The sequence below is a fragment of the Acidovorax sp. GW101-3H11 genome (assembly GCF_001633105.1).
In the GTDB taxonomy this organism is placed as follows: Bacteria; Pseudomonadota; Gammaproteobacteria; order Burkholderiales; family Burkholderiaceae_C; genus Acidovorax.
This window is the reverse complement of the sequence record NZ_LUKZ01000012.1, coordinates 13459-28871: the sequence shown is the minus strand read 5'-3', so window position 1 is coordinate 28871 and position 15413 is coordinate 13459. Positions and strand designations below refer to the sequence as shown.

Here is a 15413-nt window from a genome sequence, read left to right as displayed (position 1 = left end):
CATGGATCGCAATATGCGTGCAGTCGAGATCACGTCGTTTGGCGGGCCTCAGGTGCTGGCCCTGGGGGATCGCCCCAGGCCGGAGCCAGGTGCTGGTGAGCTGCTGATCCGCGTTGCCGCCAGTGGCATCAACCGCCCTGATGTGCTGCAGCGCATGGGGCACTACGCGCCACCACCGGGCACCTCGGACCTGCCGGGGCTGGAGGTGGCGGGGGTGGTGGAGTCTGGTGATGCTGCGGCGCTGGTCGAGGCGGGCATTCGCGTGGGCGACCGCGTGTGCGCCCTGGTGGCCGGTGGCGGCTATGCCGAATGGTGTGTCGCTCCGGTGGCGCAGTGTTTGCCGGTGCCCGATGGGCTGAGTGACGTTGAGGCGGCATCGCTGCCGGAGACATTCTTCACGGTGTGGAGCAATGTGTTCGACCGTGGTCGTCTGCAGGCGGGGGAGACCTTGCTGGTGCAGGGTGGTACAAGCGGCATCGGCGTCACGGCGATCCAGTTGGCGCGGGCACTCGGTGCGGTGGTCATTGCCACGGCGGGCAGCGACGAAAAATATGCGGCCTGTCTCGCGCTGGGTGCGCACCACGCCATCAACTACAAGTCGCAAGACTTTGTGGCCGAGGTGCGGCGCATCACGGAAGGGCGGGGTGTGGATGTGGTGCTCGATATGGTCGCTGGCGACTATGTGGCACGGGAGGTGGAATGCCTGGCCGAAGATGGCCGTCTGGTCATCATTGCGGTGCAGGGCGGCGTCAAAAGTGACTTCAATGCGGGGCTGGTTTTGCGGCGCCGCCTCACCATCACCGGGTCTACGTTGCGTCCGCGTCCTGTGGCATTCAAGGGGGCCATTGCCCGCGCACTGCGTGAGCGGGTGTGGCCTTTGTTGGAAGCGGGCAGGGTGCGCCCTGTCATCCACAGCACGTTTGCAGCGGCAGATGCATCTGAAGCCCATGCCCTGATGGAATCGAACCAGCATATCGGCAAGATTGTTTTGACATGGTAACCATGACCAACAAGAAAAAACTCATCGCAGGCAACTGGAAGATGAATGGCAGCCTGGCTGCCAATGAGGTGTTGCTGAAGGCGCTCATCGCAGGTCTGGGTGATGTGACTTGCGACGTGGCAGTGGCGGTGCCTGCGCCGTATCTGGCGCAGGTGCAGGCACTCACTGCTGGAACAGCGGTCGCGGTGGCAGCGCAGGATGTTTCCCGGTACGAGTCGGGGGCCTACACCGGCGAGGTCTCCGTGGCGATGCTCAAGGATTTTGGCGTGCGTTATGCCTTGGTAGGGCACTCGGAGCGTCGCCAATACCATGGCGAAACTGACGTAGCGGTGGCGGAGAAGGCGCAGCGCGCCCTGGCTGCAGGTGTCACCCCCATCGTTTGTGTGGGGGAAACCTTAGAGGAGCGCGAAGCGGGGCAGACCGAAGCAGTGGTCAAGCGCCAGCTGGCGGCGGTGATTCACCTCAACGGCCACTGCATCAGCGAGATCGTGGTGGCGTACGAACCCGTCTGGGCCATTGGCACGGGGCGCACGGCATCTCCAGAGCAAGCCCAGGCGGTCCATGCGGTGTTGCGCGCGCAACTCGCGGCGGCTAGCGAACATGCCGATCGGATTCGTTTGCTGTACGGCGGCAGCATGAATGCGGGCAACGCGGCGCAGCTGCTGGCCCAGCCGGACATCGATGGTGGACTGGTGGGGGGCGCCTCGTTGAAGGCGGCCGACTTTTTGCAAATCATTGCGGCAGCCCGGTAAGGCTGCCGAGGTTATTCAATCAGGAGTGAACAGAGAATGAACGTGATCGTGAATGTGATTTTGGCGGTGCAGATGTTGGCGGCCCTGGTGATGATCGGCCTGATCCTCATCCAGCACGGCAAGGGGGCCGACATGGGGGCCGCATTTGGCAGCGGAAGCTCGGGCAGCCTGTTTGGCGCAAGTGGCAGCGCCAACTTCCTGTCGCGCAGCACAGGGGTGCTGGCGGCGGTCTTTTTTGTGTCCACGCTGGCACTGGCCTACTTTGGCAACGCGCGTCCTGCCAGCTCTGGCAGCGTGCTGGAGGCACCTGCTGCCGTGGCGCCTGCCGCTGCGGCTCCGGATGCGGCCGTTGCTCCTGCTGTGCCTGCGTCGGGCGCTGCGCAGATTCCGACCAAATAATCTGCACTAAATTGGGCCCTGCAAGCTGAAGCAGGGTTTTTCCGGAGTAGAATTCCGGATTGTCTGGAAAGCCAAAACCGCAAGGTTCCTCATGCCATCCAGGCGCAGCAACCAGCCGTCGTGGTGAAATTGGTAGACACGCTATCTTGAGGGGGTAGTGGCGAAAGCTGTGCGAGTTCGAGTCTCGCCGACGGCACCAAAACAAAGGCCTCCCCGCATGACCTATCCGGGCTCATGTCGGGCAAGGCCGCAGCGGTGAGCACATCCTCAAGATGAACCTCGATCAGTACCTCCCCGTCCTTTTGTTCATCTTGGTTGGCATCGCCGTCGGCGTTGTCCCCCTCGTGCTTGGCTACATACTGGGCCCCAATCGCCCGGATGCCGCAAAGAACTCCCCCTACGAATGTGGCTTTGAAGCCTTCGAGGATGCGCGCATGAAGTTCGATGTGCGCTATTACCTCGTGGCCATTCTCTTCATTCTGTTCGACCTCGAAATCGCATTCCTCTTCCCCTGGGCGGTGACGCTGCACGACGTGGGTATGGCAGGTTTTGTGGCGGTCGTGATCTTCCTGGCCATCCTGGTCGTGGGTTTTGCCTACGAGTGGAAAAAGGGTGCCCTGGATTGGGAATGAGCGGGCTTCAACAAGGATCGATGCAATGATTGAAGGCGTGATGAAGGAAGGCTTCATCACCACGAGTTACGACTCCGTGGTGAATTGGGCCAAGACCGGCTCTCTGTGGCCGATGACTTTTGGTCTGGCCTGTTGTGCTGTCGAGATGATGCACGCGGCAGCGGCCCGCTATGACATCGGCCGCTTCGGCGCCGAAGTGTTCCGTGCCAGCCCCCGCCAGTCCGATCTAATGATCGTGGCCGGCACGCTGTGCAACAAGATGGCGCCGGCGCTGCGCAAGGTGTACGACCAGATGTCCGAGCCCCGCTGGGTGCTGTCGATGGGCTCGTGCGCCAACGGTGGTGGTTACTACCACTACAGCTACTCCGTGGTGCGTGGGTGCGACCGCATCGTGCCTGTGGATGTGTACGTGCCAGGCTGCCCGCCCACGGCAGAAGCGCTGATCTACGGGATCATTCAGTTGCAGCAGAAGATTCGCCGCACCAACACCATTGCTCGTGTCTGAAGGGTTGATGATGACTGCTGTTGCCATTCGGCCTGAGAAACTCAAAGACAACATTGCTGCGGCGCTCGGTGCCAAGGTGCGCCAGATCACGGTGGCCTTGGATGAAGTCACGCTGGTGGTGTCCGCTGCCGACTACCTGGATGCCATGCGCCTGCTGCGTGACGCCGAAGGGTGCCGCTTCGAGCAACTGGTGGATCTGTGTGGCGTGGATTACTCCGCGTATGGCGATGCCGTGAACGAAGGGGCGCGCTACTGTGTGGTGTCGCACTTGCTGTCGGTGAGCCTCAATCAGCGCGTGCGCGTGAAGGTGTTTTGCGCCGACGATGATTTTCCGGTGGTGGCATCGGTCTCCGATCTGTGGAACTCGGCCAATTGGTACGAGCGCGAGGCGTTTGACCTGTTCGGCATCGTGTTCGATGGCCACAACGACCTGCGCCGCATCCTGACCGACTATGGCTTCATCGGCCATCCCTTCCGCAAGGACTTCCCGCTGTCGGGCCATGTCGAAATGCGCTACGACGCTGAGCAGCGCCGGGTGGTCTACGAGCCCGTCTCGATCGAGCCGCGTGAGATCACGCCCCGCATCATCCGCGAAGACAAGTACGGAGGCCTGCACTGAGGCGCTTGGCGCCCCACGTGAACCATCATGGCTGAAATCAAGAACTATTCCCTGAACTTTGGTCCGCAGCACCCGGCGGCGCACGGTGTGTTGCGCCTGGTGCTGGAGCTGGACGGCGAGGTCGTGCAACGTGCCGACCCGCACATTGGTCTTCTGCACCGTGCCACTGAAAAGCTGGCCGAGCACAAGACCTACATCCAGTCGCTGCCCTACATGGACCGCCTGGACTATGTGTCCATGATGTCCAACGAGCACGCGTACTGCCTGGCCATCGAAAAGCTGCTGGGCCTGGAAGTGCCGGTGCGTGCACAGTACATCCGCGTGATGTTCTCCGAGATCACGCGCCTGCTGAATCACCTGATGTGGCTGGGCTCGCACGGCAACGACTGCGGCAGCTCCACCATCCTGATCTATACCTTCCGCGAACGCGAAGACCTGTTCGACATGTACGAGGCCGTCTCCGGTGCTCGCATGCACGCGGCGTACTTCCGTCCGGGCGGTGTCTATCGCGACCTGCCAGACAGCATGCCGCAGTACAAGGTCAGCAAGATCAAAAATGCCAAGGCATTGGAGGCGCTGAACCAGAACCGCCAGGGCTCGCTGCTGGACTTTATCGATGACTTCACCAAGCGCTTCCCCGGCTGCGTGGACGAGTACGAGACGCTGCTGACCGACAACCGCATCTGGAAGCAGCGTACCGTGGGCATCGGCGTGGTGCCACCCGAGCGTGCGCTCAATCTGGGCATGACCGGCCCCATGATCCGTGGTTCTGGCATTGCCTGGGACCTGCGCAAGACGCAGCCCTACGATGTGTACGACCGCGTGGACTTTGATGTGCCAGTGGGCAAGACCGGCGACTGCTACGACCGCTACTTGGTGCGCGTGCAGGAAATGCGCGAGTCCAACCGCATCATCAAGCAGTGCGTGGACTGGCTGCGCGCCAATCCGGGCCCCGTCATCACTGACAACCACAAGGTGGCAGCGCCTGCGCGCGAATCCATGAAGTCCAACATGGAAGAGCTGATCCACCATTTCAAGCTCTTCACCGAGGGTTTTCATGTGCCCGAAGGCGAGGCCTATGCGGCCGTGGAACACCCCAAGGGCGAGTTCGGCATCTACCTAGTCAGCGATGGTGCCAACAAGCCTTACCGCCTCAAGATCCGCGCGCCGGGCTTTGCGCACCTGGCCACGCTGGACGAAATGGCCCGCGGCCACATGATCGCGGATGCCGTGGCCATCATCGGCACCATGGATATCGTGTTCGGGGAGATCGACCGATGAGCAGCACCAGCACCAACACCAAGATCACCGAAGCCACGCTCGCCCGCTTTGCGCGCGAAGTGGCCAAGTACCCGCCCGAGCAGGCGCAGTCCGCCGTGATGGCCTGCCTGTCCATCGTTCAGCAGGAACAGGGCTGGGTCAGTGTCGAGAGCGAGGCCGTGATCGCCGACTACCTGGGCATGGCCCAGATCGCGGTGCACGAAGTCACCACGTTCTACAACATGTACAACCAGCAGCCGACGGGCAAGTACAAGCTCAACGTCTGCACCAACCTGCCTTGCCAGCTGCGCGACGGCCAGAAGGCGCTGCACCACCTTGAAAAGAAGCTCGGTGTGAGCATGGGCGAGACCACGCCAGATGGCCTCTTCACGCTGCAGCAGTGTGAATGCCTGGGCGCTTGCGCCGATGCACCCGTGATGCTGGTCAACGACCGCACCATGTGCAGTTTCATGGACAACGACAAGCTCGACCAGCTCGTCGATGGCCTCAAGGCCGCGGAAGGGCAAGCATGACCACCGCCGCACAGATCCTCTCTCAGTTCCAGGCCACGGGCGTCCAGACCTGCTTCCATGACCGCCACATCAACCCGCAGATCGTTGCGGGCCTCGACGGCACGAACTGGAGCATCAAGGACTACGAAGCGCGCGGCGGTTATGCCGCGCTGCGCAAGATCCTGGGCACCGACGGCGGGGAGCCTCTCACGCAAGACCAGGTCATAGCCACCGTCAAGGAATCGGGCCTGCGCGGCCGTGGCGGTGCGGGCTTTCCCACCGGCCTCAAGTGGAGCTTCATGCCCCGCTCGTTCCCTGGTCAGAAGTACCTCGTCTGCAATTCCGACGAAGGCGAACCGGGCACGTGCAAGGACCGCGACATCCTGCAGTTCAACCCGCACATCGTCATCGAAGGCATGATCATTGCGGCCTACGCGATGGGCATTTCCGTGGGCTACAACTACATCCACGGCGAAATCTTCCAGACCTACGACCGCTTCGAAGCGGCGCTGGAAGAGGCGCGCGCTGCTGGGTACCTGGGCGACAAGATCCTGGGCAGCAACTTCAGCTTCCAGCTGCATGCGGCGCACGGCTTTGGTGCCTACATCTGCGGCGAAGAGACTGCGCTGCTCGAATCGCTGGAAGGCAAGAAGGGCCAGCCGCGCTTCAAGCCGCCGTTCCCTGCCAGCTTCGGCCTGTACGGCAAGCCGACGACCATCAACAACACCGAGACCTTCGCTGCCGTGCCGTGGATCATCCGCAACGGCGGTGCAGCGTATCTGGAGTGCGGCAAGCCCAACAATGGCGGCACCAAGATTTTCTCGGTCTCCGGCGACGTAGAAAAGCCCGGCAACTACGAAGTGCCCCTGGGCACGCCTTTCGCCAAGCTGCTCGAACTGGCCGGTGGCGTGCGCAAGGGCCGTCAGCTCAAGGCCGTGATCCCCGGTGGTTCGTCCGCCCCGGTGCTGCCCGCATCCATCATCATGGAATGCACGATGGACTACGACTCCATCGCCAAGGCCGGCTCCATGCTGGGTTCGGGCGCTGTGATCGTGATGGACGACTCCCGCAGCATGGTTGAGAGCCTGCTGCGCCTGTCGTACTTCTATTCGCACGAATCCTGCGGCCAGTGCACACCCTGCCGTGAAGGCACGGGCTGGATGTGGCGTGTGATCGACCGTATCCAGCATGGCCAGGGGCGCGATGGCGACCTGAACCTGCTCAATTCGGTGGCGGACAACATCCAGGGCCGCACCATTTGTGCGCTGGGTGATGCAGCGGCCATGCCGGTGCGCGCCATGATCAAGCACTTCCGTCCGGAATTCGAAGCGCTGATCCGCCAAGAGAAGACCCCTCAGGCTTCCACCTCCGCCTGATCGCGAGAAACGCATATGGTTGAAATCGAACTCGACGGGCAGAAAGTAGAAGTCGCTGAAGGCTGCATGGTGATGCATGCAGCCGAGAAAGCTGGCACCTACATTCCCCATTTCTGTTACCACAAGAAGCTTTCCATCGCCGCCAACTGCCGCATGTGCCTGGTGGATGTGGAAAAGGCTCCCAAGCCCATGCCCGCCTGCGCCACGCCGGTGACGCAAGGCATGATCGTGCGCACCAAGAGCGACAAGGCCATCAAGGCCCAGCAGTCGGTCATGGAGTTTCTGCTGATCAACCACCCGCTGGACTGCCCCATCTGCGACCAGGGCGGTGAGTGCCAGCTGCAGGACTTGGCGGTGGGCTATGGCGGCTCTTCTTCGCGCTACGAAGAAGAAAAGCGCGTGGTGCCCGTCAAGGACGTGGGCCCGCTGATTTCCATGCAGGAAATGAGCCGCTGCATCCACTGCACCCGCTGTGTGCGTTTCGGCCAGGAAGTGGCTGGCGTGATGGAGTTGGGCATGATCCATCGCGGCGAGCACTCCGAGATCACCACCGTGGTGGGCGACACGATCGACTCCGAGCTGTCGGGCAACATGATCGACATCTGCCCCGTGGGCGCCCTCACCAGCAAGCCGTTCCGCTACAGCGCACGCACCTGGGAGTTGTCGCGCCGCCGTTCGGTGAGCCCACACGATTCGACTGGCTCCAACCTGATTGTCCAGGTCAAGAACCACAAGGTCATGCGCGTAGTGCCCCTGGAGAACGAAGCTGTCAACGAGTGCTGGATTGCCGACCGTGACCGCTTCTCCTACGAAGCGCTCAACGGTGAAGACCGCCTGACCCAGCCCATGCTCAAGCAGGGTGGGGTGTGGAAGGAAGTTGATTGGCAGACCGCGCTGGAATACGTGGCCAATGGCCTGAAGAACATTAAGAACGACCACGGCGCCAGCAGCATCGGTGCGTTGGTCAGCCCGCACAGCACCGTGGAAGAGCTGTACCTTGCCTCCGCGCTGGTGCGTGGCATCGGCAGTGACAACATCGACTACCGTCTGCGCAACGCCGAATTCGCAGCACCCGAAGGTATCCGCTGGCTGGGCACGTCCATCGCCTCCCTGTCCACGCTGCAACGCGTGCTGGTGGTGGGCTCGAATCTGCGCAAGGACCATCCGCTGTTTGCCCAGCGCATTCGCCAGGCTGCACGCCATGGCTGCCAGGTCAGCGCCATCGCTTCGGTGGCCCAGGACTGGGCCATGCCCCTGCAATCCTTCGTGGCGCAAGGCGCTGCGGAATGGATGCAGACGCTGGGCGGTATTGCGTCCGCAGTGGCCCAGGAAAAGGGCATTGCTGCACCTCAAGGCGCGGCTGCTGCCAGCGAGACTGCCCAAGCCATCGCTCGCTCCCTGCTGGGCGGCGAGCGCAAGGCCGTGCTGCTGGGCAACGCTGCTGCACACCATGCGCAGGCCAGCCAGCTGCTGGCGCTTGCCAACTGGATCGGTGAGAACACCGGCGCGAGCGTGGGTTACCTCACCGAAGCCGCCAATACGGTGGGCGCGCAGTTTGCGGGCGCTCACCCTGTCAACGGTGGTCTGAATGCGGCTCAAATGCTCTCCGGTGGTTTGAAGGCGGCGGTGCTGCTCAACACCGAACCAGTCCATGACTCGGCTGCAGGTGCGCAGGCTGCAACCGCCCTGGCTGGTGCAGAGATGGTGGTCACGTTGAGCCCCTTCAAGGCCAACATGGAGTTCAGTGACGTTCTGTTGCCAATTGCTCCGTTCACGGAAACCTCGGGCAGCTTCGTCAATGCCGAAGGCCGTCTGCAAAGCTTCCATGCTGTGGTGCGCCCCCTGGGTGACACCCGCCCCGCGTGGAAGGTCCTGCGCGTGCTGGCCAATCTGCTGGGCGTGCCGGGCTTCGACTTCGAAACCTCGCAGGACGTGCTGGCCCGTGCCACCAATGCCCCAGCGGGCACGGTCACACAAGTACCGGCCGCGCAGCTGTCGAATGTTGTGAAGGCGGCGCCTGCGACCACGGCCGCTGCTGGCGAACCCGTCGTGGCTTCCATCTATCAACTGGACGGCCTGGTGCGCCGTTCTACGTCGCTGCAGCTCACTGCCGACGCGCGCATGGCACGTGAAGGAGTGGCCGCATGATCGACGCGATCTACAACGCGGGCCTGAACCTGCTCTCCTTTGGCTGGTGGACCGGCATCGTCTGGCCGGTGCTCTGGATCCTGATCAAGATCGTCTGCATCCTGGCGCCCCTGATGGGTGCAGTGGCCTACCTCACCTTGTGGGAGCGCAAGCTGCTGGGCTTCATGCAAGTGCGCCACGGCCCCAACCGCGTCGGCCCCATGGGTCTGCTGCAGCCGATTGCCGATGCGCTGAAGCTGCTGACCAAGGAAATCATCCAGCCGACCGCTGCCAGCAAGGGTTTGTTCGTGCTGGGCCCTGTCATGGCCATCATGCCGGCGCTGGCTGCCTGGGTGGCGATTCCCTTTGGTCCCGATGTGGCGCTGGCCAATGTCAATGCCGGCCTGCTGCTGGTGATGGCCATTACCTCCATCGAGGTGTACGGCGTGATCATTGCTGGCTGGGCATCCAACTCCAAGTACGCCTTTCTGGGCGCGCTGCGCGCCTCGGCCCAGATGGTGAGCTATGAAATCGCCATGGGCTTCTGCTTCCTGGTGGTGATCATGGTCTCGGGCAGCATGAACCTGACCGAGATCGTCATGTCGCAGGCCAAGGGCATGGCGGCCGACAAGGGCCTGACCTTCTTGTCCTGGAACTGGTTGCCCTTGCTGCCGATCTTCCTGGTGTACCTGATCTCCGGCGTCGCCGAGACCAACCGCCACCCGTTCGACGTGGTCGAAGGTGAAGCAGAAATCGTGGCCGGCCACATGGTCGAATATTCGGGTATGGGCTTTGCGATCTTCTTCCTGGCCGAGTACGCCAGCATGTGGCTCGTGTCCATCCTGGCCGCGCTGATGTTCCTGGGCGGCTGGCTGTCGCCTATCGACAGCGCACTGTTCAACTGGATTCCCGGTTGGATCTGGCTGGGTCTCAAGACCTTCCTCGTGGTGTCCATGTTCATCTGGATCCGCGCCACATTCCCACGCTTCCGTTATGACCAGATCATGCGTCTGGGCTGGAAGATCTTCATCCCGGTGACGCTGGTGTACTTGCTCTTTGTGGGCGGCTGGCTGCTCTCGCCCTGGAACATCTGGAAATAAGCGGGGACACACACATGACTGCCGTTGTTGCTGCTGCACCTTTTTCGTTCAAAGACTTCTTCAAGAGCTTCATGCTCGTGGAACTGGTCAAGGGCATGGCCCTGACCGGCCGCTACGCGTTCCGCCGCAAGGTGACCGTGCAGTTCCCTGAGGAGAAGACGCCTCTGTCGCCCCGTTTCCGTGGCCTGCACGCCCTGCGCCGTTACGACAACGGCGAAGAGCGCTGCATTGCCTGCAAGCTGTGCGAGGCTGTGTGCCCCGCCATGGCCATCACGATTGAATCGGACGTGCGCGCCGACGGTTCGCGCCGTACTACGCGCTACGACATCGATCTGACCAAGTGCATCTTCTGCGGTTTCTGCGAAGAAAGCTGCCCGGTGGATTCGATCGTCGAAACGCACATCTTCGAGTACCACGGCGAGAAGCGTGGCGACCTGTATTTCACGAAAGACATGCTCCTGGCCGTGGGCGACCGGTACGAAGGTGAAATCGCGGCGGCCAAAGCTGCGGATGCCAAGTACCGCTGAGCGGTGCTGAGCGCGGCCTCTTTGCCAGACTTTCTATAAAGACCCGATTCATGGACGCCAAGACTGGTTTCTTCTATCTCTTCTCGGTGGTGCTGCTGTTTGCTGCCTTCCGGGTGATCACCGCGCGCAATCCTGTGCATGCGGTGCTCTACCTCATTCTTGCCTTTTCGCAGGCTGCTGCCGTGTGGCTGCTGCTCAAGGCCGAGTTCCTGGCCATCGCCCTGGTGCTGGTGTACCTGGGGGCGGTGATGGTGCTGTTCCTGTTCGTGGTGATGATGCTGGACATCCACATCGATACCGTGCGCAAGGGCTTCTGGAAACACTTCCCGCTCGCCGCGACGGTGGGTGCATTGATTGCGCTGGAAATGGCCGCTGTGCTGATGGGCGGTTTCCGTGGCATGGACGAACCCAAGGCCGCCGCCGTGGTGCTGGATGCCGCAGGACAAGTGGTGCCGTACTCGAACACCAAGGCTCTGGGCAAGCTGCTTTACACCGAATACCTGTATCCCGTCGAGATCGCTGCCGTGATCCTGCTGGTGGCCATGATTGCTGCCATTGCACTGACCCTGCGCCAGCGCAAGGACAGCAAGGCCATCAATCCTTCCTTGCAGGTCCGGGTTCGCGCCAGCGATCGCCTGGAAGTCGTGAAGGTGGCCGCTACCCAGAAGGCGCAGCCCGAGGTGCCCGCCGAACCCGCTGCCGAGGAGAAAAAAGCATGACGCTGACTTTGGGCCACTTTCTCTCCCTGGGCGCGATGCTGTTCGCGCTGGCCGTGATCGGTATCTTCCTGAACCGCAAGAACCTGATCGTGCTGCTGATGGCGATCGAGTTGATGCTGCTGGCAGTGAACATGAACTTCGTGGCGTTCTCGCACTACCTGGGCGACATGCACGGGCAGGTGTTCGTGTTCTTCATCCTGACCGTGGCGGCCGCCGAGTCGGCCATCGGCCTCGCGATCCTGGTGCTGCTGTTCCGCAACAAGTCCAGCATCAACGCGGAAGACCTCAACACCCTCAAGGGCTGATGAGCCACCAGTATTCCCAAGGTTCTCAAGAATGAGTCAAACCCTCTCCGCTTCAACGCTCCTGGCCGTGCCACTGGCTCCGCTGGCGGGCGCTCTGCTGGCCGGTATCTTCGGCACAACCTTTGGTGGTAACTGGATTGGTCGCCGCCTGAGCCACACGCTGACGATCCTTGGCGTGCTTGTCGCTTTCATCCTCTCGGCCATGACGCTCAAGAGCGTGGCCGTGGACGGTGCCCGTTTCAACGAGACGCTCTACACCTGGATGGTGGTGGGTGGCCTGAAGATGGAAGTGGGCTTCCTGATCGACAGCCTCACGGCCATGATGATGGTGGTGGTGACCTTCGTGTCGCTGATGGTGCACATCTACACCATTGGCTACATGGAAGAGGACGACGGCTACAACCGTTTCTTCGCCTACATCTCGCTGTTCACGTTCTCCATGCTCATGCTCGTCATGAGCAACAACCTGCTGCAGCTGTTCTTCGGCTGGGAAGCGGTGGGCCTGGTGTCGTACCTGCTGATCGGGTTCTGGTTCAACAAGCCCACGGCGATCTTCGCCAACATGAAGGCCTTCCTGGTCAACCGCGTGGGTGACTTCGGCTTCATCCTGGGCATCGGCCTGATTGCGGCCTACACCGGTACGCTGAACTACAGCGAAATTTTCGCCAAGTCCGGCGAACTCGGCGCCCTGGCATTCCCCGGCACCGACTGGCTGCTGATCACGGTGATCTGCATCTGCCTGTTCATCGGTGCCATGGGCAAGTCCGCCCAGTTCCCGCTGCACGTGTGGCTGCCCGACTCGATGGAAGGCCCGACCCCCATCTCGGCACTGATCCACGCGGCCACCATGGTGACCGCAGGCATCTTCATGGTGTCGCGCATGTCGCCGCTGTTCGAACTGTCGGACACCGCGCTCAACTTCATCCTGATCATTGGTGCCATCACGGCGCTGTTCATGGGCTTCCTGGGCATCATCCAGAACGACATCAAGCGTGTGGTGGCCTACTCCACGCTGTCGCAGCTGGGCTACATGACCGTGGCACTGGGCGCTTCGGCCTACTCGGTGGCCGTGTTCCACTTGATGACCCACGCGTTCTTCAAGGCGCTGCTGTTCCTCGGGGCCGGCTCGGTCATCATGGGCATGCACCACAACCAGGACATCCGCTGGATGGGTGGCGTACGCAAGTACATGCCCATCACCTGGATCACTTCGCTGCTGGGTTCGCTGGCGCTGATCGGTACGCCTTTGTTCGCGGGTTTTTATTCCAAGGACAGCATCATTGAGGCGGTGCATTTCAGCCAGCTGCCTGGCGCTGGCTTCGCGCACTTTGCCGTGCTGGCAGGCGTGTTCATCACGGCGTTCTATTCGTTCCGCATGTACTTCCTGGTCTTTCATGGCAAGGAGCGTTACGACCAGAACCCCGATGCGCACCACGACGACCACCATGGCCACGGCCACGATGACCACCACCACGAACCCCATGAGTCGCCCTGGGTGGTGACCGTGCCCTTGATCCTGCTGGCCATTCCTTCGGTGGTGGTGGGCTTCATGTTCATCCAGCCCATGCTGTTTGGCGACTTCTTCAAGGATGTGATCTTTGTGGACGCAGCCAAGCACCCAGCAATGGCGAAGCTCGCAGAAATCTTCCACGGCCCCGTGGCCATGGCAGTGCATGGCCTGCAGACGGCACCGTTCTGGCTGGCGCTGGCGGGTGTGGCAGCTTCGTACTACATGTACATGGTCAACCCCGCGCTGCCTGCGGCACTCAAGCGTTTCTTCGAATCGATCAAGGTGTACCAGCTGCTTGAAAACAAGTACGGCATGGACTGGTTCAACGAAAACGTCCTGGCCCGTGGCGCCCGCCTGTTGGGCGTGGGGCTGTGGAAGGGCGGTGATCAGGCGGTGATCGATGGCGCCTTGGTGAACGGCTCCTGGAAGGTCGTGCGGGGTGTGGCTGGCGTCGTGCGCTGGGTGCAGTCGGGCTTCATCTTCCACTACGCGCTGGTGATGATTCTGGGTGTCTTCGCTCTGATGACCTGGTTCGTCTGGGGCGACACGTTCCTGCAGCTCATCAAATAAGGAAAACAACAAATGGGTCTGTTGAGTCTTGCAATCTGGACACCGATTGCCTTCGGTGTGCTGCTGCTTGCCATTGGGCGGGATGAGCACGCACGTGCCGTGCGCTGGTTGGCCTTGCTCGGGGCGCTGCTGGGCTTCCTGGTCACGCTGCCTTTGTACGACGGCTTCAAACTGGGCACTGCAGCGATGCAGTTTGTCGAGAAGGCCTCGTGGATCGAGCGCTTCAATGTGCACTACCACCTGGGTGTGGACGGCATTTCGTTCTGGTTCGTGCCGCTCACTGCCTTCATCACGGTGATCGTGGTGATCGCCTCGTGGGAGGCCATCACTGAGCGCGTCAACCAGTACATGGGTGCGTTCCTGATCCTGTCGGGTCTGATGATCGGCGTGTTCAGCGCGCTCGACGGCATCCTGTTCTACGTGTTCTTCGAGGCTACGCTGATCCCGATGTACCTGATCATCGGTATCTGGGGCGGCCCCAACAAGATCTACGCGGCGTTCAAGTTCTTCCTGTACACGTTGCTCGGCTCGCTCTTGATGCTGATCGCGCTGATCTATCTGTACAACCAGTCGGGCGGCAGCTTCGACATCGCCACCTGGCACCAGCTGCCCCTGAGCCGCCGCGCACAGACCATGCTGTTCTTCGCGTTCTTCGCTGCATTTGCTGTGAAGGTGCCCATGTGGCCGGTGCACACCTGGCTGCCCGACGTGCACGTGGAAGCGCCCACCGGCGGTTCCGCCGTGCTGGCGGCCATCATGCTCAAGCTGGGTGCCTATGGCTTCCTGCGCTTCTCGATGCCCATCGCCCCCGACGCATCGCGCGAATGGGCCTGGCTGATGATCACGCTGTCGCTGATCGCCGTGATCTACGTGGGCCTGGTGGCCATGGTCCAGAAGGACATGAAGAAGCTGGTGGCCTATTCGTCCGTGGCGCACATGGGTTTTGTGACCCTGGGTTTCTTCATCTTCAATGACCTGGGCGTCTCCGGCGGCCTGGTGCAGATGATTGCCCACGGTTTTGTGTCGGGCGCGATGTTCCTGTCCATCGGCGTGCTGTACGACCGCGTGCATTCGCGTGAAATCGCCGCTTACGGCGGCGTGGTCAACACCATGCCCAACTTCACGGCGTTTGCGCTGCTGTTCGCCATGGCCAACTGCGGCCTGCCGGGCACGGCTGGTTTTGTGGGCGAGTGGATGGTGATCCTGGGTGCGACCAAGGCCAACTTCTGGATCGGCCTGGCCTCGGCCACGGCGCTGATCTTCGGTGCGGCCTACACGCTGTGGATGTTCAAGCGCGTGTACCTGGGCCCCGTGGCCAACGACCACGTCAAGGAACTCACCGACATCAACAGCCGCGAATTCCTGGTGATGTCGCTGCTGGCGATTGCCGTGCTCGCCATGGGCCTGTACCCACGCCCCTTCACGGACGTGATGGACACCTCGGTCGCGGAACTGCTCAAGCATGTCGCACTGACCAAGCTGAACTGACCAGACTGAACT

General features: G+C 61.7%; 16 protein-coding genes and 1 tRNA gene. All 17 read left to right on the top strand.

Annotation, left to right across the window (positions count from 1 at the left end; all coding sequences use genetic code 11):
- Positions 1–13 precede the first annotated feature (13 nt).
- The 17 genes from A1D30_RS12765 (at position 14) to A1D30_RS12685 (ending at position 15401) form a co-directional block, all read left to right on the top strand.
- Positions 14–1000 carry an NAD(P)H-quinone oxidoreductase gene (locus A1D30_RS12765; RefSeq protein WP_063461103.1) on the top strand — a complete coding sequence of 329 codons (987 nt, stop codon included), beginning with the start codon at positions 14–16 and terminating at the stop codon, positions 998–1000.
- Positions 994–1752 carry a triose-phosphate isomerase gene (tpiA, locus tag A1D30_RS12760; protein WP_063461102.1) on the top strand — a complete coding sequence of 253 codons (759 nt, stop codon included), beginning with the start codon at positions 994–996 and terminating at the stop codon, positions 1750–1752. The genes A1D30_RS12765 and tpiA overlap by 7 nt, the downstream gene beginning before the upstream one ends.
- Positions 1753–1788: 36 nt before the next feature.
- Entirely contained in the window at positions 1789–2151 is a 363-nt protein-coding gene (secG, locus tag A1D30_RS12755) for a preprotein translocase subunit SecG (RefSeq protein ID WP_063461101.1), read from the top strand.
- Positions 2152–2265: 114 nt separating this feature from the next.
- Positions 2266–2350, top strand: a tRNA-Leu gene (locus tag A1D30_RS12750).
- A 73-nt stretch (positions 2351–2423) separates the two neighbouring features.
- Positions 2424–2783 (top strand): NADH-quinone oxidoreductase subunit A, encoded by a 360-nt coding sequence (locus A1D30_RS12745; protein ID WP_063461100.1) that lies wholly within the window; start codon positions 2424–2426, stop codon positions 2781–2783.
- Between the two features lie 25 nt (positions 2784–2808).
- The gene (locus A1D30_RS12740; RefSeq protein WP_007849129.1) at positions 2809–3288 is read left to right on the top strand and encodes an NADH-quinone oxidoreductase subunit B; all 480 of its coding nucleotides are present in this window, start codon (positions 2809–2811) and stop codon (positions 3286–3288) included.
- A 10-nt stretch (positions 3289–3298) separates the two neighbouring features.
- On the top strand, positions 3299–3907 hold the full coding sequence (locus tag A1D30_RS12735) for an NADH-quinone oxidoreductase subunit C (RefSeq protein ID WP_063461379.1): 609 nt from the start codon (positions 3299–3301) through the stop codon (positions 3905–3907).
- Positions 3908–3934: 27 nt separating this feature from the next.
- Positions 3935–5188, top strand: a complete 1254-nt coding sequence (locus A1D30_RS12730) for an NADH-quinone oxidoreductase subunit D (protein ID WP_063461099.1) — start codon at positions 3935–3937, stop codon at positions 5186–5188.
- Positions 5185–5700, top strand: coding sequence for an NADH-quinone oxidoreductase subunit NuoE (nuoE, locus tag A1D30_RS12725; protein WP_063461098.1), 516 nt, complete (start codon positions 5185–5187; stop codon positions 5698–5700). The genes A1D30_RS12730 and nuoE overlap by 4 nt, the downstream gene beginning before the upstream one ends.
- On the top strand, positions 5697–7055 hold the full coding sequence (nuoF, locus tag A1D30_RS12720) for an NADH-quinone oxidoreductase subunit NuoF (RefSeq protein ID WP_063461097.1): 1359 nt from the start codon (positions 5697–5699) through the stop codon (positions 7053–7055). Before nuoE ends, nuoF begins: the two co-directional genes overlap by 4 nt.
- 15 nt (positions 7056–7070) lie before the next feature.
- Complete coding sequence (nuoG, locus tag A1D30_RS12715; protein WP_063461096.1) at positions 7071–9203, top strand: NADH-quinone oxidoreductase subunit NuoG; 2133 nt, start codon at positions 7071–7073, stop codon at positions 9201–9203.
- On the top strand, positions 9200–10282 hold the full coding sequence (gene nuoH, locus A1D30_RS12710) for an NADH-quinone oxidoreductase subunit NuoH (protein WP_063461095.1): 1083 nt from the start codon (positions 9200–9202) through the stop codon (positions 10280–10282). Before nuoG ends, nuoH begins: the two co-directional genes overlap by 4 nt.
- A gap of 14 nt (positions 10283–10296) precedes the next feature.
- Complete coding sequence (nuoI, locus tag A1D30_RS12705) at positions 10297–10809, top strand: NADH-quinone oxidoreductase subunit NuoI (protein WP_063461094.1); 513 nt, start codon at positions 10297–10299, stop codon at positions 10807–10809.
- Positions 10810–10859: 50 nt separating this feature from the next.
- Positions 10860–11528 (top strand): NADH-quinone oxidoreductase subunit J, encoded by a 669-nt coding sequence (locus tag A1D30_RS12700; protein ID WP_063461093.1) that lies wholly within the window; start codon positions 10860–10862, stop codon positions 11526–11528.
- Positions 11525–11833, top strand: a complete 309-nt coding sequence (gene nuoK, locus A1D30_RS12695) for an NADH-quinone oxidoreductase subunit NuoK (protein ID WP_005793248.1) — start codon at positions 11525–11527, stop codon at positions 11831–11833. The genes A1D30_RS12700 and nuoK overlap by 4 nt, the downstream gene beginning before the upstream one ends.
- A gap of 31 nt (positions 11834–11864) precedes the next feature.
- Positions 11865–13913 carry an NADH-quinone oxidoreductase subunit L gene (gene nuoL, locus A1D30_RS12690; RefSeq protein ID WP_082836436.1) on the top strand — a complete coding sequence of 683 codons (2049 nt, stop codon included), beginning with the start codon at positions 11865–11867 and terminating at the stop codon, positions 13911–13913.
- A 12-nt stretch (positions 13914–13925) separates the two neighbouring features.
- Complete coding sequence (locus A1D30_RS12685; RefSeq protein ID WP_063461091.1) at positions 13926–15401, top strand: NADH-quinone oxidoreductase subunit M; 1476 nt, start codon at positions 13926–13928, stop codon at positions 15399–15401.
- Positions 15402–15413: the final 12 nt, after the last annotated feature.